This window comes from Streptomyces thermovulgaris (assembly GCF_002155915.1).
Classification (GTDB): Bacteria; Actinomycetota; Actinomycetes; order Streptomycetales; family Streptomycetaceae; genus Streptomyces; species Streptomyces thermovulgaris.
This window is the reverse complement of record NZ_MUME01000088.1, coordinates 35,673-56,931: the sequence shown is the minus strand read 5'-3', so window position 1 is coordinate 56,931 and position 21,259 is coordinate 35,673. Positions and strand designations below refer to the sequence as shown.

Below are 21,259 nucleotides of genomic sequence, written 5' to 3'. Positions count from 1 at the left end.
GTTGAGGAGGGCGGCGGGGGCGGCGAGGGCGATCATCGCCAGACGGAAGGCGAAGACGTGCCGGCACATCGCCTGCAAGGCGCTGATCTGTAATTTCTCGGACGGTGGCGGCCCTTGGGGGGCCTTTTCCCCCTCTGCCGCCCCAACGGTCGCTCCTGCGGTCGCCCCGGTGCTTGTCCCCGCGTGCGGCTGCCGCACGGCGGGCAGGACATGGGCCGTAAGGATGATGTCCGTCATGTCCGTGTCGCCCCCTACTCGCCCGTGATCGAGCCGAAGTCCACACCCGAGCCGAGGAGCAGGCCCGCCGTGAGGAGGATCATCGTGGCCGGGACCATGAACGTGGTGATCATCATGGTGGCCTTGGGCACCGCGCGCGCGGCCTTGCGGCGGGCGTTCTGCGCATCGGTGCGGCGCATGTCCCTGGCCAGGGCGATCAGGGTGTCGACGATCGGCGCGCCCAGTTCCTCGCCCTGCTGCAGAGCGGTCACGAACATCGCCACCTGCTCGGAGTCGTTGCGCCGCCGCAGCTCCGCGAAGGCCTGGCGGCGGCTCATGCCGAGGTCCATCTGGCGGAGCGTGATGCGCAGCTCGTCCGCCCACGGCCCCTCGTACCTCGAGGCCACCCGGTCCAGTGCCTGACGGAAGCCCAGGCCCGCGCTCACCACGACCGCGAGCACGTCGAGGAAGTCCGGCAGCGTCCGCTCGATCTCGTCCCTGCGGACGCGGATCGCCGACCAGATGCCGACCTCGGTCCAGAACGCGCCGAAGGCGAGCAGCAGCAGGGTCATGAGGTACTGGCCGCGCAGCAGGAACACCAGACCGCCCACGACGCCCAGGAAGCCGTAGACCGCGCGCCGGGCCGCGTAGCGGTCGATGGTCAGGCCGCCGGGGTTGCCCGCCAGGTCGATCCTGCGGCGGTACTTGGCCACCAGCTTGGGGCCCATCAGGCGCAGTACGGCGGGGGCGTAGCGCATGCCGAGACGGTCGACCAGCGAGTCCACGGCGCCGGTGCGCGTCGCGCCCACCTCCAGGGCCAGCTGGAGGTCGCCGGGCAGCCGGGCGTCCGCCCGGTACATGCGGATGCCGGCGAAGATGCCCCCGACGCTCAGGCCCGTCATCAGTGCGAGCAGCAGTGCCATTCCCGCTCTCCCCTCCTTTCCGTGCCGTGGACTTGGGCCTAGACGTCGATACGGGACAGACGGCGGATGAGGACGAAACCGACCGCGTACAGCGCGAAGGCGACGATCACCGCGGCCTGGCCGAGCGGGGAGCCCGTCATGCGCTCCAGGGCGCCCGCCTTGACACCGTTCATCAGGAACAACGCGCCGACGCCCAGCACGGGCACGGCGTACGAGGTCATGGTGACCTGGGACAGCTGGGTGCGGATCTCGCGGCGGGTCTCCTTGCGTTCCTCCAGGGTCTCGGTGAGGTTGCGCAGGGCGCCGACCAGCTGACCGCCCGCCCGGTTGGCCAGGACCAGGGTGGTGACCAGGACCACCAGTTCACGGGAGGGCAGGCGCTCCGCCAGCTCGCCCAGCGCGTCGTCCATCGACGCGCCCAGCGCCAGCTGGTCGGCCACCTTGTTCAGTTCCTCGCCGGCCGGGGCCTCCAGCTCCTCGGCCGCCATGCTGATCGCGGTGCGCAGGGCGAGGCCCGCCTGGGTGGCGTTGGCCAGGATGCGGGCCAGTTCGGGGAGCTGGTTGATGAACCTCTCGATGCGTTTCTGCCGCTGCCAGTTGAGGAACTGCACCGCCGCCCCGATCCCGAGCAGTCCGGCGAGCGGGCCGAAGAAGGGGGCCAGGGCGGCGTGGCCGAGCAGCCACAGGGCGGCCACCGTGGCGAGCATGCAGACGAAGAACTCGCCGGGGGTGACGTCCAGGCCGGTCGCGGCCAGTCTCCGTTCCAGCCCGCGGCCCAGCCGGGTCCGGCGCAGGCGGCGGTCGAGCGTGTGGAAACGGCGTCCGCGGACGGCCGGGACGTGACCGGTCTGCGAGAGGCGGTCGACGAGGGCCGCCCGCTGGGCCCTGCCCAGGGCGTAGAGGTGCAGGCCCACGACGGCCAGGACGCAGGCCAGCAGTGTGGTGCCGGTGGTGAGGGCGACGAGGGTGCTCAGCTCCATGGGGCGGTTCCTCCCAGTCTTCCGGCCTGTCCCCCGGCTTCCCGGGCGGCCAGCTGGTCTGCGGACCGGGCGACGCCGAAGGCCTGGGGGATCGGCTGGTTCGCCATGTAGAGGCGTTCGGCGGCGCGGCGCGGCAGCGGACAGTGCTCGAAGACGCCGTGGACCCGGCCGTCGGCCGTCATGGGCTGCGCGGCGAAGCGGGCCACGGTGACCAGCCGGTACGGCTCGCTGCCGTGGCTCTCGAGCAGGGCGATCTCGGTGACGCGGCGGGCGCCGTCGGCGAAGCGGGTGAGCTGGATGATCACGTCGACGGCGCTGTTGATCTGGTCGTGCAGGGCGACGAAGGGGACCTCCACGTCGGACATGGAGGCCAGGGTCTGCAGACGCATCAGCGCGTCCTCGGCGCTGTTGGCGTGCACGGTGGCGAGGGAGCCGTCGTGGCCGGTGGACATCGCCTGGAGCATGTCCAGGGACTCGCCGCCGCGGACCTCGCCGACGACGATGCGGTCGGGGCGCATCCGCAGCGAGTTGCGCACCAGGTCGCGGATGGTGATGTGGCCGCGGCCCTCCACGTTGGGCGGACGGGACTCCAGCCGGATCACATGGCTCTGCTGGAGCTGGAGCTCGGCGGAGTCCTCGATGGTGATGATGCGCTCGCCCTCGGGGATCAGCCCGGAGAGGGCGTTGAGCAGGGTCGTCTTTCCGGTGCCGGTGGCGCCGGAGACGATGATGTTGAACTTCGCCTGCACCAGGCCGGCCAGCAGGAGCAGCATGTGCTCGTCCAGCGAGCCGAAGTCGATCAGCTCCCGGAGGGTGAAGGAGCGCGGGAAGCGGCGGATGGTGAGGACGGGGCCGGTGAGGGAGAGCGGCGGGATGATCACGTTGACGCGCTCCCCGGAGGGCAGGCGGGCGTCGACCATCGGATTCGACTCGTCCACACGGCGGTTGACCGTGGAGACGATCCGCTCGATGGTCTGCATCAGCTGTTCGGTGGAGGCGAAGCGGAGGGGGAGCTGCTCGACCCGGCCGCCGCGCTCGACGAAGATCGCGTCCGGACCGTTGACCATGATCTCCGTGATGGAGACGTCCTCGAGGAGCGGTTCGAGGATGCCCAGGCCCAGCGCCTCGTCGACCACGCGGCGGATCAGCTGAGCGCGCTCCGCGGTCGACAGCACCGGGCCCTCCCGGCTGATGATGTGCCCGAGCACCCGCTCCAGGCGCGCCCGGCGTTCGGCGGGGGCCAGCGAGCTCATCTCCGCGAGGTCGATCTCCTCCATCAGCTTCGCCCGGTAGGAGGCGACCAGGTGGCCGTCCTGGCCCCGGTTTCCGTGCTCCTCGGAGGAGGTGATGCGTGCGCGGAGGCTCATGGTGCGGTGCTCCTCGGTCCTCGGTGGGCGGTCCTCGGTCGGTCGATCGGTCAGGGGGTCCTCGGCACGTCGGCGGTCCTCTGCGGGTCGGTGGTCCTCGGTGGGCGGTCCTCGGTCAGTGGTCGAGCGGCATGGTGGCGGTCCTGCGGGTGTCGCCGATCGGGTTCCAGAAGGGGATGACCGACGGGATGCGGACGGTGGCGGTCACGGTGACCGTGTCGCCGCCGCGGGCCTCGGCGCAGCTCGTACGGCTGCTCAGCGAGGCGGACACCGCCTCCCGGCAGCCCTGCTGGGCGCTCATGCCGAGCGAGGCGGCGCGGGCCCCCGCGCGGGCCGCCGTGCCGGCCTGCTGGGCGGCGTGGGCGACGAGCCCGGTCTGGATGACGGCCAGGGCGACCAGCATCAGGACCGGGATGAACCCCAGGTACTCGATGGCGACCTGACCGCGGTCGCATCCGCGGCCGGCTCCACGGCCGCTCCCGGAGCGACGGTCACGGCCGGGCCCGTGACCGGGGCCGTGGCCGGCTCCGGGCCGGTGGTCGTGGTGTCGTGCGCGGTGGTCGTACGACGTGTCAGTGCGTCCCGGCATGTCAGTGCGTCGCCTCCTCCACGGCTCCGGCGCGGCCCGTGACCGTGACGGGGAAGTCGATCACGCCCGGGAGGAGCACGGGCACCCGGAGGGCGACCCGGGCCTTCACAAAGCCGCCGCCCGTCCCGCAGCTCACCTCCGCCCCGCTGCGCCACGCCTCCGGCAGCTTGTCGAGCCCGGCCTGCCGGCAGGCGCCGGCCCGGCTGCCGGGGGGCGCCGCCGTCGCCGCCCGCACCGCCTCGTCGGCGGCGTTCCCCGCGAGCGTGTACGTGTAGCCCAGCAGCGCGCACTGCCACAGCAGCACCAGGGTGATGACGATCGTCGGTGTCATGCCGAGGAACTCGACGGCGACCTGGCCGCTGTCGGAGTGCAGCCGCCGCCGCAGCAGCCGTAACCGCGTTCCTCCCGCCTCCGCTGTCCGCGCTCTCATCGCCTCGCCTCCCTGCGCCGCCGGAAGCTCACCGACCCGCGGTCGCCGCCCCGCAGCCGGCCGCCGCCCCTGGGGACGCCCACGGGTGCCTTGAGGAGACCGAGTTCGCCCGCGAGGCCCCACAGGGCCTGTTTGACCGTGCTCCTGTTGTCCAGTTCGTGGACGCGGCCGGCGTCCACCGCGCCCTGGAGTTCCTTGAAGGCCGCGGGGATCACCGTTCCCGCCACCATGGTTTTGGTGATCTTCCGGATGAGCGACGGCTGGATCTCGGTGCCCCGGGTGTGGCGGTTGACCACCACCGTGGTCTCCTCCGCCTTGCGGATCTGCAGCCGGTCCCACATCCGTACGGCCCTCTTGGCGCCCCGCACCGCGATCACGTCCGGGGTCGTCAGCAGCAGGGCGACGTCGGCCGTCTCCACCGCCGCCGCGCTCGCCCCGTTCATCTGGGCGCCGCAGTCCAGGACGACGATCTCGTAGCGGGAACGCAGGGCACTGACGATCTGGCGGACCGCCCGGTCGGTGACCTCCTCGCCGCGCTCGCCCTCGCCGGGGGCGAGCAGCAGCGCGAGCCCGGTGTCGTGGCGGAAGACGGCGTCGGCCAGGACGCGCGGGGAGATGTCGGTGATGGCGGCGAGGTCGGCGACCGAGCGGCGGAACTGGACGTCCAGGTAGGAGGCGATGTCACCGGTCTGGAGGTCCATGTCGACCAGGGCCGTGCTGTGGCCGGAGGACTGGGCGGCCAGAGCGAGGTGGACCGCGGCGAGGGTGGCCCCCACCCCGCCCTTGGCCCCGCTCACCGTCACCACGCGCCCGCCGACTCCGGTGAACGGGTCGCCGCCGTGGCCGAGATGGCGCCGTACGCCCGCCGCCCACTGGGCCACCGTCTGCACCCGGCCGGCCAGTTCCTCGTAGCTCAGCGGAAGCGAGACCAGGCCGCGCGCGCCGGAGTCCATCGCGGCGGAGAACAGGCCGGGGCTCGCGTCGGAGGTGAGGAGGATGACGCCGACCGCAGGGAAGCGCAGGGCCACCTCACGGATCAGTTCCAGGGCCGGGACGGGGCCGATCCGTTCGTGCACCACCACGATCTCGGGCAGTTCGTCGACGGACTCGGCGGCCAGACGCGTCAGGGTGTCGACGAGCTGGGTGGAGTCGGCGACCGGGGGAAGCGGCTCGGTGCCGGGGAGCTGGCTGAGCAGGGTGACGAGGGACCGGACCGCGTCCGCGTCGCCGACTGCCGCGAGAATCCTGGTGGGCATGCGTGCGGGCCTCTCACTTGTCGTTCGCGAGTTCGTAGGTCCGGTCCTTGTCCGGGACGCCGGTGGTGGTGCCGGGCGCGACCAGTGCGAGCCGGACCCGCTGGGCGAACGACTCGGCGTAGGTGATGCGCTGGGCGTCGAGGGTGGACAGCGCGAAGGTGATGGGGACGGCCTGGGTGGGCTGCTGGGTCCTGTTGTCGGCGTCGGGCTCGAGGGCGGTGATCCGGCCGACGTCCAGCACCTTGGCATTGGTTACAATGATCTTGGACTGATCGGGATCACCCTCCCGCCGTCCTGCGAAGGTGGCGTACACGTTGACCGTGGAGCCCGGCGTGATCTTGCCGGCTACGCCGGTCGCCGCATCGATCATGATGGCGACCTCTTGCTGCCCCGGCTGCAGAGCGGGCTGATCCACGATCATGTCGCTCTGCAGCAGGGAGCCTTCGCGCAGGGTGGTCACCGCGATCTTGCCCCGGATCCGGGACAGATCGGTCACGGCGGTGGGCGACAGCCACCGCTCGGGCATCGTGATCTTCTCGAACTGATCCTCCTTCAGCTTGGTGTACGGCGGTATGTCCTTCTTGAGCCGGTAGGCGGTGACCTCGGGGCCGACCTTGGACTCCACGTCACTGATGACGGAGAGCACGCCCGCGAACGCGCCGAGGGCGCAGAGGACGGACAGCAGCAGGAGTATCACGCCGCGGCGCTGACGGGAGTTCATGAACCGTGCAACCTCATGGGGGATATCGGTCGGCGGAGTCGGGCGGGGGCGAAGAGCGGTGGTTCAGGACTCACCCGAACCCGGTGGGCACCGGGCTCTCGTGGACGGGCGGGCTGGCGGAGCAGAAGACGCAGCGGTCCCCGATGACGTCGATGCCGCACCAGTGGCACGCGCTGCGGCGCACCGAGGTGACGAGCTGGTAGAGCACCGACAGGTCGGGCAGATAGGTGCAGAACTCGATCAGCTTCCCGGTCCCCCACCAGGTGGCGGACTCCTCCGGGAGCAGGGCCTCGTGCAGTCCCTGCACGCGCCAGGCGGGGGCGAGGGCGGTGCCGACCCAGTCGGACTGGAGCCGGCCCCTGGCCACCAGCATCCAGGTGGCGAAGTCCGGTCCGGTCAGGGCGGCTTGGGAGTCGAGCCGCACGAGCTGCGGCTCGGGGTGGGCGACGACGGCGAACTGGCTGCCCGGAACCCAGGACTTGGCGTGCGCCTTGAGGCCGACGGGGACGTGGTCGAGGCGGGCGACGGAGCCGAGGACCGCGCCGGAGTGGATGTAGTGGGTGAGCAGCCGGGCGGCCGAGGCGAGCACGCCGGGGCCGAGGTCGCAGGAGGCGAGCTGGCGTAACTGGCGGGCCAGGACGGCCAGTCCGAGCGGGGGCAGGTCGGGCTGGAACAGGGCGATGCGGTCGCTCTCCAGCAGGGAGCGGATGGTGTGCAGGCGGCGCGCGACCCCTTGGGGGACGGCGCGCGAGTACACGACGACGACGTACCCGTGGTGGTCGATCAGCGCCTGCATCCCGTCCAGCGTCTCCTCGAGCGGCCGGCGGTCCAGGTCCGGCAGGACGACGGCGGGCACGGTCCGTTCGTCCTGCGCGGGCAGCGCCATGTCGGCACTGGTCACGGCAATGGCAGTTGACACGCGCTGCTCCCCGTTCGACGCCTGTCGGTGTGCCGTCGTTCCCCCGGCGCACCGAAGTGACTTCACTGCGTGACTCTTCCAGCACTGTATCCACGCCACTACCGAGGGAGAACAACGATTTCGCAGCCGAACGCCGGCTCCCGCTGCACAAGTCACCTGAAAACGGGGCAGGTCGAGCATCCCACCGCGCTTCCGAAGCAAAGGGGAGCGCACCGGCGGCCGGTCCGCGCCCCCTGCGCGAGGGCGGCCCGGCGGACCCTGACGGGGATTTGGTCTGGACCTATTGACAAGGAAAGTGGTCTGGACCAACTTGTACAACCAAGCGGCGGCCACCGTTTCTCCGTCCCCCCTCCTCCCCATCTCCCTTACCCCGCTGTCCCTTTGACTCCCCCTCGACTCCCCTTTCCTCCCTCTTTCTTCCCTGATTCCCCCTTCCTCCTCTGCCCCTTCTTCCCCACAGGAGGCCTCAGTGGACCGCACACCAGGCACGCCCGGACCCCGCAGACGGCGGCTGCGCCTGTGGTCGGGAGCCGTCACCGCCGCCCTCGCCCTCTCCCTCGCCGTCACCGGCCAGGCCTCGGCGGCGGACGTCAACAACGCCAAGAACGCCGGCTTCGAGTCGGGCCTGAGCAACTGGACGTGCTCGGCCGACAGCGGTACGACCGTCTCCTCCCCCGTGCACAGCGGCTCCGCCGCGCTGAAGGCCACACCGGCCGGACTGGACCACGCCAAGTGCACCCAGACGGTGGCGGTCCGGCCCGACTCGACGTACACACTGAGCGCCTGGGTGCGGGGCGGCTACACCTACCTGGGCGCGACCGGCACCGGCACCACGGACGTGTCGACGTGGACACCGGACTCGGCGGACTGGAAGCAGCTGTCGACCACCTTCACCACCGGCCCCTCGACGACCTCGGTGACGGTGTATCTGCACGGCTGGTACGGGCAGGCGGCGTACTACGCCGACGACGTCTCGGTGTACGGCCCCGACGGGGGCGGCGGCGGTGACCCGTCCCCGGCCGTTCCGGCGGCGCCGAGCGGTCTGAGGGTGACCGGCACGACCTCGTCGTCCGTCTCCCTGGCCTGGAACGCGGTCTCGGGCGCGACGGGCTACAGCGTCTACCGCAACGGCACCAAGGTCACGGCGGTGACCGGCACGACGGCCACCGTGACCGGGCTCGCGCCCTCCACCTCGTACTCCTTCCAGGTCACCGCGACCAACGCGGCGGGAGAGTCGCCGCGGTCGGCGACCGTGACCGGCACCACCACGAGCGGCGGAAACGGCGGCACGGGCCTGCCGAAGCACGTGGTGACCGGGTACTGGCAGAACTTCGACAACGGCGCGACCGTCCAGAGGCTCTCGGACGTCCCGTCCCACTACGACATCATCGCGGTCGCCTTCGCCGACGCCACGAGCACTCCGGGCGCGGTCACCTTCAACCTCGACACCGCCGGTCTGCGGGGCTACACCGTCGAGCAGTTCAAGGCGGACATCAGGGCCAAGCAGGCCGCCGGCAAGAAGGTCGTCATCTCGGTGGGCGGCGAGAAGGGAACCGTCAGGGTCGACGACTCCGCCTCCGCGACACGCTTCGCCGACTCGGTGTACTCCCTGATGCAGACGTACGGCTTCGACGGCGTCGACATCGACCTGGAGAACGGCCTGAACGCCACCTACATGACCCAGGCCCTGCGCGCCCTGTCGGCCAAGGCGGGCCCGTCGCTGATCATCACGATGGCCCCGCAGACGATCGACATGCAGTCCACCTCGGCCGCCTACTTCCGGACCGCGCTGAACGTCAAGGACATCCTCACGGTCGTCAACACCCAGTACTACAACAGCGGTTCGATGCTGGGCTGCGACGGCAAGGTCTACAGCCAGGGCTCGGTCGACTTCCTCACCGCCCTGGCCTGCATCCAGCTGGAGAACGGCCTCGCCCCCTCCCAGGTCGGCCTGGGCGTCCCCGCCTCCCCGAGGGGAGCGGGCAGCGGCTACGTCTCGCCCACGGTCGTGAACAACGCCCTGGACTGCCTGACGAAGCTCACCAACTGCGGCTCCTTCAAGCCGCCCCGGGCCTACCCGGACCTGCGCGGTGCCATGACCTGGTCCACCAACTGGGACGCCGCGGCCGGCAACACCTGGTCGAACACGGTGGGCCCCCACGTGCACGCCCTGCCGTAAGACAGGACGGTCCCCCCACACGGTCCCCCCACGGGGAACGGGTGCCGCGCCACCGCGCGGCACCCGTCACTTCCGGGCCGTGAAGGGGGTTGCCGGGAGGGCTGTCGTCGTGGCGCCGCCACCGCAGGGTGCGTCCGCTGTCGGCCCGTGACGCCGACCGGCCCCTGCGACGGCCTGCTGAAGGCGTGTGCCGGACCCCGGTCCCCGGCGGGGTCCGGCACCGCCGGGGCCGGAAATCGCCGGGGCAGAAGCCGCCGGGGTCAGGAGCCGGCGGCGGGCGACTCGTCCGCGGTGTCCTTGTCCGCCTCGCTCCTGCCGTCCCCGTCCTTCTCGTCCCTGTCGCCCCTGTCGCCCTTGTCCTCTGCCTCGCCGTCCTCGAAGTACGCGTCCAGGACCGCGTCCAGCTGCTTCTCCCACTCGGCGAAACGCGACCTGGCCGGAGCGTCGATCTCGATCGGGTACCAACGCTGCTCGGGGGTGTGGACGACGACGGTGAACCGTTTGCCGAAGCGGGAGGTCGCCGTCTCGACGGCGGCGATCTCGTCCCAGCGGAACTCGCACTCCTGGTCGTCGAGGGACAGATGGACGCCCCTGTGGTCGGCGACGATACGGGCCCGGCGGTCGGCGGCCTCGAACACGGGGCCGTCGACGGGCTGCTCCTCGGACTGCTCCTTTGTGCCGGGCTCCTCGGCGGGCTCCTCGGCGGGCGCCGCGTCCTGCGAGGGCGCGTCCTCCGCCTCGGACGGCTTCCCGGTCTTCTGCTGCCGGGCGTCCTCCGGTTGCGCCGATGCGGGCGCGGTGAGGCCGGGGATGTAGGCCGGGTCGAACCCGGCGCCCGTCACGGGCTCGGCCTTCAGGGGCCGGCTGCTCGAACCTATGCGCTGCTCCACAGCGGGCAGTATGGTCGACAGACCCGCGGCGGACACAGCCAGCCCCCGACTTCGCCGTGACGGGGCCCGGTCAGCCGAGCACCGCCAGCGCGTCGATCTCGATGAGCAGGCCCGGGGGCAGACCGACGTAGACCGTGGTGCGGGCGGCGGGGGGCTGGGTGAGGCCCTGCTCCTCGAAGTAGGCGTCGTAGATCTCGTTCATCTCGGCGAAGTGGTCCACGTCCGTGAGGTAGACGCGGAGCATCATCACGTCGTCCCAGGTCGCGCCGCCCTCCTCCAGGACCGCCCGGACGTTGGCGAGGGTCTGGAGGGTCTGCTCGCGCAGGGTGGGGCCGGCGAGCGTGGGCGGCCTGCCCTCCTCGGCGGGCAGGAAGCCGACCTGGCCGGCGACCTGGAGGATGTTGCCCTTGCGCACCCCGTGGGAGAACTTCGCGGGCGGGGTGGTGTGGGTCCTCGGAGCGAGCGCGATCTTGGGTGCCGTGGGGGCCTTGTCCGTCATGCCGGGTCCTTCGCTGGTGTTCTGCCGGAGAATTCGTCGCTGATGGCGTCCGCGGTACGGCGCACCATCGGGAGCAGGGCGAGGAGTTCGTCGGCGGTGACCACGACGTTCGGCGCGGAGACCGACATCGCGGCGACCACCCGGCCGTCGGCGCCCCGGATGGGCGCGGCGACGCAGTTGATGGACTCCTCGTGACCGCCGAAGTCGGTGGCCCAGCCCTGTTCGCGCACCGTCGCCAGCTCCTTGAGGTAGGCGGCGGCGTTCGGTGTCGAACGGGCCGTGTACATCGGGTAGTCGAGCTTTTCCACGACCGCGCGCCGCTCGGCCTCGGGCAGGTCGGCGAGCAGCAGTTTGGCCACGGCGGCGACGGTGACGGCGACGGGCTTTCCGATGCGGGAGTACATGCGCACCGGGTAGCGGCTGTCCACCTTGTCGATGTAGAGCACCTCGCTGTCCTCGCGCACCGCGAGATGGACCGTGTGCCCGCACTGTTCGTTGAGGCGTACGAGGTGGGGGTGGGCGATCTCCCGGACGTCGAGGTTCTCCATCGCCTCCTGGGCGAGGGCGAAGAGCCGGGCGCCGAGGCGGTAGCGCTGGTCGGACTGACGGTAGACCAGGCCGTGCTCGTGCAGGGTGCGCAGCAGCCGCAGGGCGGTGGACTTGTGCACCCCGAGGCGGCCGGCGACCCGTCCGAGGTCGGCGGGGCCCTCGGCGAGCAGCGGCAGGATGCTCAGCGCGCGGTCGACGGTCTGGCTCATGGCGTGCGGACCTCCTCGTCGTCCCCGGCCGCGGCTCGTGTCGTCCAGCCGGGGCCGAGGCGAAGTCTCCCCCATGCCGCCTCGTCCAGGGCGACAAGCCGGTCGGCGTGGTCGCGGGCGGGGGGTGCGGCGAGGTCGCCGGGGACGGTGAGGGCGGCGGCGGCCGTCAGATGGCCGTGGCGGAGCCGGTCGCGCAGGGGCAGTCCGCGCAGGGTGGCGGAGAGGAACCCGGCGGCGAAGGCGTCGCCGGCGCCGACGTGGGCGACGACGTCCACCCGGGGCGCCGGGACGAACGTCGCGGTGCCGGCGCCGCCGCTGCTCCTGTCGTACGCGATCGCCCCGTCCGCGCCCTGCTTGACGACCACGGTCCGCGGCTCGGGCAGCGCGTCCCGGACGGCCCGGGCGTCGTGCAGTCCCCAGGCCGCGCGCGCCTCGTCGGCCCCGACGAACACGATGTCCGCTCCCCGTGCCAGCTCCAGCAGCATCCGTGCGTCGTCCCTGCCGCGCCACAGCAGGGGCCGGTGATTGACGTCGAAGGAGACGAGCGGGCGGCCGGGACGGGGAGCGAGGAGGTGGCGTACGAGGTCCCGGCAGGCCGGGGAGAGGGCGGCCGTGATGCCGGTCAGGTGCAGCACGCGCCCGGAGTACGGCACGGCCTCGCCGACGTTGCCGACGCTCATCGCGGAGGCCGCCGAGCCGGCGCGGTGGTACACCACCTCGTGGGCGTCGGTGGCCCGGTCGCCGGCCGTGCGGAAGTAGAGGCCGGTGGGGCGGTCGGGGTCGCGTCGTACGGCCGTCACGTCGACGCCGTACGCTCCGATCGCCTCCAGCAGGTGATCACCGAAGCCGTCCGTGCCGACCCGGCTCACCCAGCGCGTCGTGTGCCCGGCGGCGGCGAGCGTGCAGGCCACGTTGGACTCGGCGCCGCCGATGCTCCGCTCGAAGGACGGTGCGTCGGCGAGGCGGCCCGGACGGGAGGGCAGGAACGCGACCATGGACTCGCCGAGCGTCACGACGTCCACCGGCTCGAGGCCCGCCCCGGTGTCCGTCCCGGGGGCCGTGCTGTCGTCCACCGGGCCGTCTGCCCCGTTGCCGCCCTTGCGGGGTCCGCCGGTGGTCACGATGCTCGTGGCTCCTGGGTCGTCCGGGTCGCGGGCTCTTCGTCGTGGGCTTCATTGACCCCGTCCGGCCGGGATGTTAGACAGCGGTGAGCGACATGCGCAATGAACGTTGCAGACAGTGCAACACCCCGATCCGACCGGGAGGTTCCGTGGGCACCGAGGCACTCGCCCGTCTGGCCGAGGAACGCGTCGACCACCGCTTCAAGGGCCTCCCGCCGGACGCCCACGGCCTGACCCTGGGCGAGCTGGCCGCCCAGCGCCGCAACCTCTTCACCGACGGCTTCACCACCCCCGTGCTCGCCCTGTCCGCCGAGCGCCTGGAGCACAACCTGAGGCTGATGGAGGCGTACACGGCCCGCCACGGGCTCGCCTTCGCCCCGCACGGCAAGACCTCCATGGCCCCGCAGCTCTTCCACCGGCAGATCGGGCACGGCGCCTGGGGAATCACCCTCGCCGTGCCCCACCAGGTGTGGGTGGCGCGGGCGTTCGGCATCGAGCGGATCTTCCTGGCCAATGAGCTGGTGGACCCGGCCGCCCTGCGCCGGATCGCCGCCGAGCTGGCCGCCGACCCGGACTTCCGCTTCGTCTGCTGTGTCGACTCCGTGCGCGGAGTGGAGCTGATGGACGCGGCCCTGAAGGGAACCGCGCGCCCGGTGGACGTGGTCGTCGAGCTGGGCGCCGGACAGGGCGCGCGGACCGGGACGCGCACCGAGGCCGAGTGCGCGGCGGTGGCCGACGCGGTGGCGGCCACGGACACCCTGCGGCTCGTCGGGGTCGCCGGGTACGAGGGCGAGGTCCCGCAGGCGGACCCGGAGCGGGTGCGCGCATGGCTGCGCCGGCTCGTCGCGCTCGCCGTGGACCTCGACGCGGCCGGGCGGTTCGCGCGGGCCGGGGAGATCGTGGTGAGCGCGGGCGGCAGCGCCTGGTTCGACGTGGTGGCCGAGGTGTTCGCGGAGATTCCCGAACTCTCCCTGCCGGTGCTGAAGTTGCTGCGCTCGGGGGCGTATGTCTCGCACGACGACGGCCACTACCGCGAGCTCACGCCGTTCCGCCGCGTCCCGGAGGAGGGCGCCCTGGAGGCCGCCTTCCGGCTGTGGGCGCAGGTCGTCTCCCGGCCCTCTCCCGACCAGGCCTTCGCCAACGCGGGCAAGCGGGACGCGGCCCACGACCTCCATCTGCCCCTCGCCCAGGTGGTGCGCCGGGACGGCGTCGAGCGCCCGGCGACGGACGTCCGGGTCACCGGCCTGTCCGACCAGCACACCTGGCTGAGCACCGGCCCCGCGGCGGATGTGGAGGTCGGCGACTGGATCGGGCTGGGGCTGTCCCACCCGTGCACGGTCTTCGACAAGTGGCCGCTGATCGTGGTGGTGGAGGCGGACGGCACGGTGGTCGACTGCATGCGCACGTTTTTCTGAGGGCCCGCCTCGGAAGGCTCTCGGGACAGGAGGTGTCCCCATGGATCCCGTCGACTTCGCCGACTTCGCCGATCTCGTCCTCCGGGACGCGGAGGTCGTCGACGGCACCGGCGCTCCCTCCTACCGCGCCGATGTGGCGGTCAAGGACGGCCGGATCGTCTCGATCGTCAAGGAGGCCGCGGCGGCGGGCTGCCAGCGCCCGCGGGCCAGACGGGAGATGGATGTGGAGGGCCTGGTCCTGGCCCCCGGTTTCATCGACATGCACGCCCACAGCGACCTGGCCCTGCTGAGCGATCCCGACCACAGTGCGAAGGCCGCCCAGGGCGTCACGCTGGAGGTCGTCGGGCAGGACGGGCTGTCGTACGCGCCGGTCGACGACCGCACCCTGGAGGAGGTCCGCCGGGCGATCACCGGCTGGAACGGCCCCGGCGACGACGTCGACTTCGACTGGCGCTCGGTGGGCGAGTACCTGGACCGGCTGGACCACGGCTTCGACGGCCGGGGCATCGCGGTGAACGCCGCGTATCTGATCCCGCAGGGCACGGTCCGCGCGCTCGTCGTGGGCTGGGAGGACCGCGAGGCCACGCCGGAGGAGCTGGACCGGATGCGGCAGGTGGTCGCCGAGGGCATGGAGCAGGGTGCCGTCGGCATGTCGTCGGGGCTCACCTACACGCCCGGGATGTACGCCAGTGACGCCGAACTGACCGAGCTGTGCCGGGTGGTGGCCGCCCACGGCGGCTACTGGTGCCCGCACCACCGCAGTTACGGGGCCGGGGCGCTGAAGGCGTACGAGGAGGTGGTGACCCTCGCGCGCGAGGCGGGCTGCCCGCTGCACCTGGCGCACGCCACCTTGAACTTCGCCCCCAACAAGGGCCGCGCGCCCGAGCTGCTGGCGCTGCTGGACGACGCGCTCGCCGCCGGCGCCGACATCACCTTCGACACCTATCCCTACACCCCCGGCTGCACCACCCTGGCCGCGTTGCTGCCGAGCTGGGCGGGCGAGGGCGGCCCGGACGCCCTTCTCGCCCGGCTCGCCGACGAGACCGTCGCCGAGCGGATCCGTCACGACCTGGAGGTGACCGGCTCCGACGGCTGCCATGGCGTGCCGGTGGAGTGGGACACGGTCGAGATCTCCGGTGTCACCGATCCCTCGCTGGCCGGGTATGTCGGCCGCACGGTGCGCGAGTGCGCGGACCGGCGCGGCGAGGCCCCGTGGGCCACGGCCCGCCGGCTGCTGATCGAGGACCGGCTCGGCACGACGGTCCTCCAGCATGTCGGCCACGAGGAGAACGTGCGGGAGATCATGCGCCACCGCGTCCACACCGGGGGCTCCGACGGCATCCTGCAGGGCGCCCGTCCGCATCCACGGGCCTACGGCACCTTCCCGCACTATCTCGCCCGGTACGTACGGGAGTTGGGCGTGCTGTCGCTGGAGGAGTGCGTCGCGCACCTGACCGGGCGCCCGGCGGCCCGGCTGCGGCTGCCGGACCGGGGAGTGGTCCGCGAGGGCCACCGGGCCGACCTGGTCCTGTTCGACCCGGCCACCGTCGCACCGGGGGCGACCTTCGAGCAGCCGCGCGCGCTGCCGACGGGGATTCCGTACGTCCTGATCGACGGCCGGTTCGTGATCGAGGACGGGCGGCGCACGGACGTCCTGGCGGGACGGGCGGTCCGCCGGACCTGAACACGGCCGCCCGCCCCGGTGAGCGGACTACGGCCTGGGCAGGGTGCAGCCGCTCCGGTTCAGGTCCAGCCTGTTGCCGGAGGCGAAGCAGGCGGGGATCTGGTGGGTCTGCTGGGCGTAGTTGATGCCCCGGCGGACGGTGACGGTGCCGTCCGCGTCGACCTCGCAGGGGTTGTTCACGGTGCAGCGGGCGCCGTCCTCGTTGCCGGTGTTGTTGACGGCGACGACCCTGCCGGTGGCGGCGTCGACGACGGGCGAGCCCGAGGTGCCGCCGATCGTGTCGCAGGCGGGGGTGTAGCGGACGGAGTCCTTCCAGGTCCAGCCGCCCTCCTTCAGACGGTGGACGAAGCCGTCGATGGCGCAGCTGTAGATCCGTTTCCAGTACCCCGAGACCACCTTGATGGCGGTGCCGGCGGCCGGACGGGTGTCGTCCAGGGTCAGCGCGTCGATGCCGTAGGAGTTCCTGATCTGTGCGTAGGTGCTGGTGAGCCGGTAGAGCGCGGCGTCCGTGCCGGTCATGGTCGCGTACACGATCCGGTCCGCCCGCAGCGTCGCCACACGGGTGCCGGCCGAGTCGAGCAGGCCGAAGGTGCGGCTGGAGGACCGGTCGACCAGGACCTGTCCGGGTGCCGGGAAGCCGGTCTCCAGGCAGTGGCCGTTGGTGAGCACGAGCGCCGGGTCGCCGTCCGCGGAGCCGGGGAGACGGACGACCGAGCCGGAGCAGTTGCTCAGGGCGACGGTGCCGGCGAAGTCGACGGCCGCGGGGGCGGCGGCCTGCCGGGCGGGGAGTGCGCCGGCTTCCTTCTGCGCCGAGGCCGTGCCGCCCGGCGCGGGTGCGGCGGGCGCGGCGGCCGCGGGTGCCGCACCGGCCCCGGCGGTCACCAGGGCGAGCAGGGCGGCGACGAGAGGCTTTCTCATGTGGGGTCCCCTCCGACGACGGGGGCGGCCGGAAGACTTCCAGCCGCCCGCTTTATTGTCATGAACATTGTCAGATCGGAGGGGCGGGGGAACAAGGGCGCCCGACCAGGCCGCAGGGCCTTCCCTGCCGCCGCCGCGGCGGCACGCGCCGACACGCGGATGTCTCACGTGGCGGAAAACACGCGCCATGGGGCGTTACCCAGTCGTAAGCTCCCTGACATGCAGGTGATCCAGTCGACCAAGCTCGCCAACGTCTGTTACGAGATCCGGGGCCCGGTGCTCGAGGAGGCGACGCGGCTGGAGGCTGCCGGTCACCGCATCCTCAAGCTGAACACGGGCAACCCGGCCGCATTCGGCTTCGAGTGCCCGCCGGAGATCCTGGAGGACATCCTCCGCAATGTCGCCACGGCCCACGGCTACGGCGACGCCAAGGGCCTGCTGGCCGCACGGCGCGCGGTCGTCATGCACAACCAGACCCTCGGCATCGAGACGGACGTCGAGCACGTCTTCATCGGCAACGGCGTCTCCGAGCTGATCGTGATGGCGATGCAGGCGCTGCTGGACGACGGCGACGAGGTCCTCGTGCCGGCGCCGGACTATCCGCTGTGGACCGCCGCCGTCTCCCTGGCCGGGGGCACGGCCGTCCACTACCGCTGCGACGAGCAGTCCGACTGGATGCCGGACCTCGCCGACGTGGAGCGCAAGGTCACCGACCGCACCAAGGCGCTCGTGATCATCAACCCCAACAACCCCACCGGCGCGGTGTACGACCAGGCCGTGGTCAAGGGGCTGACCGACATCGCCCGCCGGCACAACCTGCTGGTCTGCTCCGACGAGATCTACGACAAGATCCTCTACGACGGCGCCACGCACACCCCGACCGCGAAGATCGCCCCGGATCTGCTGACCCTCACCTTCAACGGCATGTCCAAGGCGTACCGGGTGGCCGGCTACCGGGTCGGCTGGATGGCGATCTCCGGGCCGCGTGCGCACGCCGACTCCTACATCGAGGGCCTGACGGTCCTGGCGAACATGCGTCTGTGCGCGAACATGCCGGGGCAGCACGGCGTGGTCGCCGCGCTCAGCGGACGGCAGTCCATCAACGACCTGGTGCTGCCGGGCGGGCGGCTGAAGGAGCAGATGGACACCGCCTACGAGCTGCTCACCCAGATCCCGGGCGTGACCTGCGTACGGCCGAAGGGCGCGCTGTACCTCTTCCCGCGCCTGGACCCCGCGGTCTTCAAGATCAGGGACGACCGGCAGATGGTGCTGGACCTGCTGCGCCGTGAGAAGATCATGGTCGTCCAGGGCACCGGCTTCAACTGGCCCGAGCCGGACCACTTCCGGATCGTCACCCTGCCCACGGTCGCCGATCTGCGCGACGCCGTGCGGCGGATCGGGAACTTCCTGGAGAGCTACAGTCAGTTCTGACGTCCCGGAAGCTCACTCCCGGTGCACGCCCGGACCGCTTCTGCGAACACCCTCAATCTTAGACAAGTTCTAAGCTAGGATGACTTCTGTCAGAGCACAGGAGGCCATCCCATGTACGAACCGATCCGTTCCGGGCGCCCGACGGCCGGTGCCTCCTCCGGCTTCCCGCACCGCTCCCGCGAGGAGGAGCTGGACATCCAGCTCGCCGGCCATCTCTCCGCACTGCTCGCCGTCACGGACGAACTGCGCGGCCTGGAACCCTCCCCCGACCTGGACGAGGCGGCCGAGCGGCTCGCCGAGCAGGTGTCCCGGCTGCGCTCCGGCCATGCCCCGGTCCGCACCCCGGCACCGGTGGCCGCCGGCTCCGACCCCGCCGCCCTGCACGAACGGGCCCACGCCCTCGCCGGCCGCGCCCTCGTCGTCGCCGCCTCCCGCGCCGACACGACCGTGGCGATCCTGGCGGCCGAACGCATGGACGCCCATGCGGCGGCCCGGGCGAAGCAGCGCAAACTGAGCCACGCCGGCTGACCCCATCCAGCCGGCACGGGCTCCTCGATCGGCCCCGGTCCGCGTGCAACCGCAGCGACGCGCGGACCGGGCGCCCTCTGCCGTGCGCACCGGCGGCGCGGCGCCACCGGCCGGGGAAGAGCACGGAAGAACCGGGGAAAGAACACGGAAGAAGCAGAAGAAGCAGCGAAGTCCGCACAGCGGAAAACCGCTGCGGCACGCCCAAGAGGCCGGGTGCGCACGCCGTTGTGCGCACCCGGCCTCCCGGCAGACACCGCGGCCGGCCGGGCAACGGAGCGGTCAGGGCACGTCGGTCGAGCCGGCCGCGGAGATCGGGCGGGGGTGAAGCGGCCCCGTCAGCCCAGGCGCTCGACGAGCGCGCGGTACTGGTCCCACAGCTCCTTGGGCGTACGGTCGCCGAAGGTGTTCAGATGTGCGGGGATCAGGGCGGCCTCCTCGCGCCACACGTCCTTGTCGACCGTGAGCAGGAACTCGAGGTCCTCGTCGGACAGCTCCAGACCCTCCGTGTCCAGGGCCTCCTTGGTCGGCAGGATGCCGATGGGGGTCTCCACACCCTCGGCCCTGTCCTCCAGCCGCTCCACGATCCACTTCAGCACCCGGCTGTTCTCGCCGAAGCCGGGCCAGACGAACCTGCCCTCGTCGTCCTTGCGGAACCAGTTGACGTAGTAGATCCTCGGCAGCTTGGACTGGTCCTTGCCCTTGGCCACGTCGATCCAGTGGGCCATGTAGTCGCCCATGTTGTAGCCGCAGAACGGCAGCATGGCGAACGGGTCGCGGCGCAGCTCGCCGACCTTGCCCTCGGCGGCGGCCGTCTTCTCGGAGGCGACGTTCGCACCGAGGAACACGCCGTGGTTCCAGTCGAAGGACTCCGTCACCAGCGGCACCGCGCTCGCCCGGCGGCCGCCGAACAGGATCGCCGAGATCGGCACGCCCTTGGGGTCCTCCCACTCCGGCGCGATGATCGGGCACTGCGAGGCCGGCACCGTGAAGCGGGCGTTGGGGTGGGCGGCGGGCGTCCCGGACTCCGGGGTCCAGGAGTTGCCCCTCCAGTCGGTCAGGTGGGCCGGGGTCTCCTCCGTCATGCCCTCCCACCACACGTCGCCGTCGTCGGTGAGGGCGACATTGGTGAAGATCGCGTTGCCCCACAGCGTCTTCATCGCGTTGGCGTTGGTGTGCTCACCGGTGCCGGGGGCGACACCGAAGAAGCCGGCCTCGGGGTTGATCGCGTACAGCCGGCCGTCCTCGCCGAACCGCATCCACGCGATGTCGTCGCCGATGGTCTCCACCGTCCAGCCGGGGATCGTCGGTTCCAGCATGGCCAGGTTGGTCTTGCCGCAGGCGCTCGGGAAGGCGGCGGCGACGTACTTGGCCTCGCCCTGCGGGGGCGTGAGCTTGAGGATCAGCATGTGCTCGGCCAGCCAGCCCTCGTCACGGGCCATGACGGAGGCGATGCGCAGGGCGTAGCACTTCTTGCCGAGCAGGGCGTTGCCGCCGTAGCCGGAGCCGTACGACCAGATCTCGCGGTCCTCGGGGAAGTGCGAGATGTACTTGGTCGAGTTGCAGGGCCAGGGGACGTCCTCCTGCCCCGGCTCGAGCGGGGCGCCGACGCTGTGCACGGCCTTGACGAAGAAGCCGCTGTCGCCGAGCTCGTCCAGCACCGCCTGCCCCATGCGGGTCATGGTGCGCATGGACACCGCGACATAGGCGGAGTCGGTGATCTCCACACCGATCGCCGAGAGCGGCGAGCCCAGCGGCCCCATGCAGAAGGGGACGACGTACATCGTCCGGCCCCGCATCGCCCCGCGGAAGATGCCGCCCTTGCCGTCCTTGCCCTGGAAGATCTCCCGCATCTCGGCGGGCGCCATCCAGTTGTTCGTCGGCCCGGCGTCCTCCTCCTTCTCGGAGCAGATGAACGTCCGGTCCTCGACACGGGCCACGTCCGAGGGGTCCGAGGTCGCGTAGTAGGAGTTGGGGCGCTTGATCGGGTCGAGTTTCCGGAAGGTTCCCTTCTGGACGAGCTCTTCGCACAGCCGCTCGTACTCGGCCTCGGACCCGTCACACCAGACCACGCTGTCCGGCTGCGTCAGTTCGGCGATCTCGTTGACCCACGAGATCAGTTCCTTGTGCTGGGTGGGGATGACGGGGGGAGCCGCGTTGTCGCGCGCCACGATCGCTCCTAAGTGAGGGTTTTTTGACCTTGTCGCCCCGTGGGGGCCACGGCCCGGATGCCTCGTAGCGCTCATCCGGTACCGACCGCACTCATTTGATCATCCGACGAGAGCGCCCATCTGTCCAGAGGGGCGCACAAGTGAGCAGCGTGACGAACCCCACGGTTTCCCTGCCTCTTTGCGGATTCTTTGCGTCTGCTTGGGGTCTCGGTGAAAGACTTTTTGCGTTCCCCGCATCAGCGCGGCAACTGTCCGGCACTGACAGGC

Annotated in this window: 19 protein-coding genes and 1 pseudogene; 5 read left to right on the top strand and 15 right to left on the bottom strand. The window is 71.6% G+C overall.

Going from position 1 to position 21,259, the window contains the following annotated elements:
* From CCN35_RS28880 to CCN35_RS09755, 9 genes and pseudogenes are all read right to left on the bottom strand, one after another.
* Positions 1-237: pseudogene (locus CCN35_RS28880) on the bottom strand (hypothetical protein); the annotation flags it as partial.
* A 14-nt stretch (positions 238-251) separates the two neighbouring features.
* A complete protein-coding gene (locus CCN35_RS09790; protein WP_067397283.1) occupies positions 252-1,139 on the bottom strand; it encodes a DUF5936 domain-containing protein in 888 nt (295 codons plus the stop codon).
* 38 nt (positions 1,140-1,177) lie between these two features.
* On the bottom strand, positions 1,178-2,119 hold the full coding sequence (locus tag CCN35_RS09785; RefSeq protein WP_067397282.1) for a type II secretion system F family protein: 942 nt from the start codon (positions 2,117-2,119) through the stop codon (positions 1,178-1,180).
* A complete protein-coding gene (locus tag CCN35_RS09780) occupies positions 2,110-3,486 on the bottom strand; it encodes a TadA family conjugal transfer-associated ATPase (RefSeq protein ID WP_067397281.1) in 1,377 nt (458 codons plus the stop codon). Before CCN35_RS09780 ends, CCN35_RS09785 begins: the two co-directional genes overlap by 10 nt.
* Before the next feature lie 115 nt (positions 3,487-3,601).
* Positions 3,602-4,075, bottom strand: coding sequence for a TadE family protein (locus CCN35_RS09775; protein ID WP_079129853.1), 474 nt, complete (start codon positions 4,073-4,075; stop codon positions 3,602-3,604).
* 1 nt (position 4,076) lies between these two features.
* On the bottom strand, positions 4,077-4,505 hold the full coding sequence (locus tag CCN35_RS09770) for a TadE family protein (protein WP_067397280.1): 429 nt from the start codon (positions 4,503-4,505) through the stop codon (positions 4,077-4,079).
* On the bottom strand, positions 4,502-5,761 hold the full coding sequence (locus CCN35_RS09765; RefSeq protein ID WP_086792303.1) for a CpaE/TadZ family protein: 1,260 nt from the start codon (positions 5,759-5,761) through the stop codon (positions 4,502-4,504). Before CCN35_RS09765 ends, CCN35_RS09770 begins: the two co-directional genes overlap by 4 nt.
* 13 nt (positions 5,762-5,774) lie before the next feature.
* Positions 5,775-6,482 (bottom strand): Flp pilus assembly protein CpaB, encoded by a 708-nt coding sequence (cpaB, locus tag CCN35_RS09760; RefSeq protein WP_067397278.1) that lies wholly within the window; start codon positions 6,480-6,482, stop codon positions 5,775-5,777.
* A 70-nt stretch (positions 6,483-6,552) separates the two neighbouring features.
* A complete protein-coding gene (locus tag CCN35_RS09755) occupies positions 6,553-7,368 on the bottom strand; it encodes a hypothetical protein (protein WP_086792306.1) in 816 nt (271 codons plus the stop codon).
* Between the two features lie 502 nt (positions 7,369-7,870).
* Here CCN35_RS09755 and CCN35_RS09750 point away from each other — a divergent pair.
* On the top strand, positions 7,871-9,580 hold the full coding sequence (locus tag CCN35_RS09750; protein WP_086792302.1) for a chitinase: 1,710 nt from the start codon (positions 7,871-7,873) through the stop codon (positions 9,578-9,580).
* Positions 9,581-9,840: 260 nt separating this feature from the next.
* On the opposite strand, the gene CCN35_RS09745 is transcribed toward CCN35_RS09750, so the two are convergent.
* From CCN35_RS09745 to CCN35_RS09730, 4 genes are all read right to left on the bottom strand, one after another.
* A complete protein-coding gene (locus CCN35_RS09745) occupies positions 9,841-10,470 on the bottom strand; it encodes a hypothetical protein (RefSeq protein WP_086792305.1) in 630 nt (209 codons plus the stop codon).
* Between the two features lie 70 nt (positions 10,471-10,540).
* On the bottom strand, positions 10,541-10,969 hold the full coding sequence (locus CCN35_RS09740; protein ID WP_086792301.1) for a RidA family protein: 429 nt from the start codon (positions 10,967-10,969) through the stop codon (positions 10,541-10,543).
* Positions 10,966-11,727, bottom strand: coding sequence for an IclR family transcriptional regulator (locus tag CCN35_RS09735; protein ID WP_086792300.1), 762 nt, complete (start codon positions 11,725-11,727; stop codon positions 10,966-10,968). The genes CCN35_RS09740 and CCN35_RS09735 overlap by 4 nt, the downstream gene beginning before the upstream one ends.
* Positions 11,724-12,800, bottom strand: coding sequence for a sugar kinase (locus tag CCN35_RS09730; RefSeq protein WP_245863094.1), 1,077 nt, complete (start codon positions 12,798-12,800; stop codon positions 11,724-11,726). The genes CCN35_RS09735 and CCN35_RS09730 overlap by 4 nt, the downstream gene beginning before the upstream one ends.
* 143 nt (positions 12,801-12,943) lie before the next feature.
* On the opposite strand from CCN35_RS09730, the gene CCN35_RS09725 reads away from it, so the two are divergent.
* A complete protein-coding gene (locus CCN35_RS09725) occupies positions 12,944-14,263 on the top strand; it encodes an amino acid deaminase (RefSeq protein WP_086792298.1) in 1,320 nt (439 codons plus the stop codon).
* A 40-nt stretch (positions 14,264-14,303) separates the two neighbouring features.
* A complete protein-coding gene (locus tag CCN35_RS09720; RefSeq protein WP_067397271.1) occupies positions 14,304-15,947 on the top strand; it encodes an N-acyl-D-amino-acid deacylase family protein in 1,644 nt (547 codons plus the stop codon).
* Positions 15,948-15,974: 27 nt separating this feature from the next.
* Here CCN35_RS09720 and CCN35_RS09715 read toward each other — a convergent pair whose 3' ends face one another.
* Positions 15,975-16,865 carry a S1 family peptidase gene (locus CCN35_RS09715; RefSeq protein ID WP_067397270.1) on the bottom strand — a complete coding sequence of 297 codons (891 nt, stop codon included), beginning with the start codon at positions 16,863-16,865 and terminating at the stop codon, positions 15,975-15,977.
* A gap of 219 nt (positions 16,866-17,084) precedes the next feature.
* Between CCN35_RS09715 and CCN35_RS09710 the strand changes: the two genes are divergently transcribed.
* Positions 17,085-18,296 (top strand): pyridoxal phosphate-dependent aminotransferase, encoded by a 1,212-nt coding sequence (locus CCN35_RS09710; RefSeq protein ID WP_067397269.1) that lies wholly within the window; start codon positions 17,085-17,087, stop codon positions 18,294-18,296.
* A gap of 111 nt (positions 18,297-18,407) precedes the next feature.
* Entirely contained in the window at positions 18,408-18,824 is a 417-nt protein-coding gene (locus CCN35_RS09705) for an SCO4983 family protein (protein ID WP_067397268.1), read from the top strand.
* A 335-nt stretch (positions 18,825-19,159) separates the two neighbouring features.
* On the opposite strand, the gene CCN35_RS09700 is transcribed toward CCN35_RS09705, so the two are convergent.
* Positions 19,160-20,992 carry a phosphoenolpyruvate carboxykinase (GTP) gene (locus tag CCN35_RS09700; RefSeq protein ID WP_086792297.1) on the bottom strand — a complete coding sequence of 611 codons (1,833 nt, stop codon included), beginning with the start codon at positions 20,990-20,992 and terminating at the stop codon, positions 19,160-19,162.
* Between the last annotated feature and the right edge of the window lie 267 nt (positions 20,993-21,259).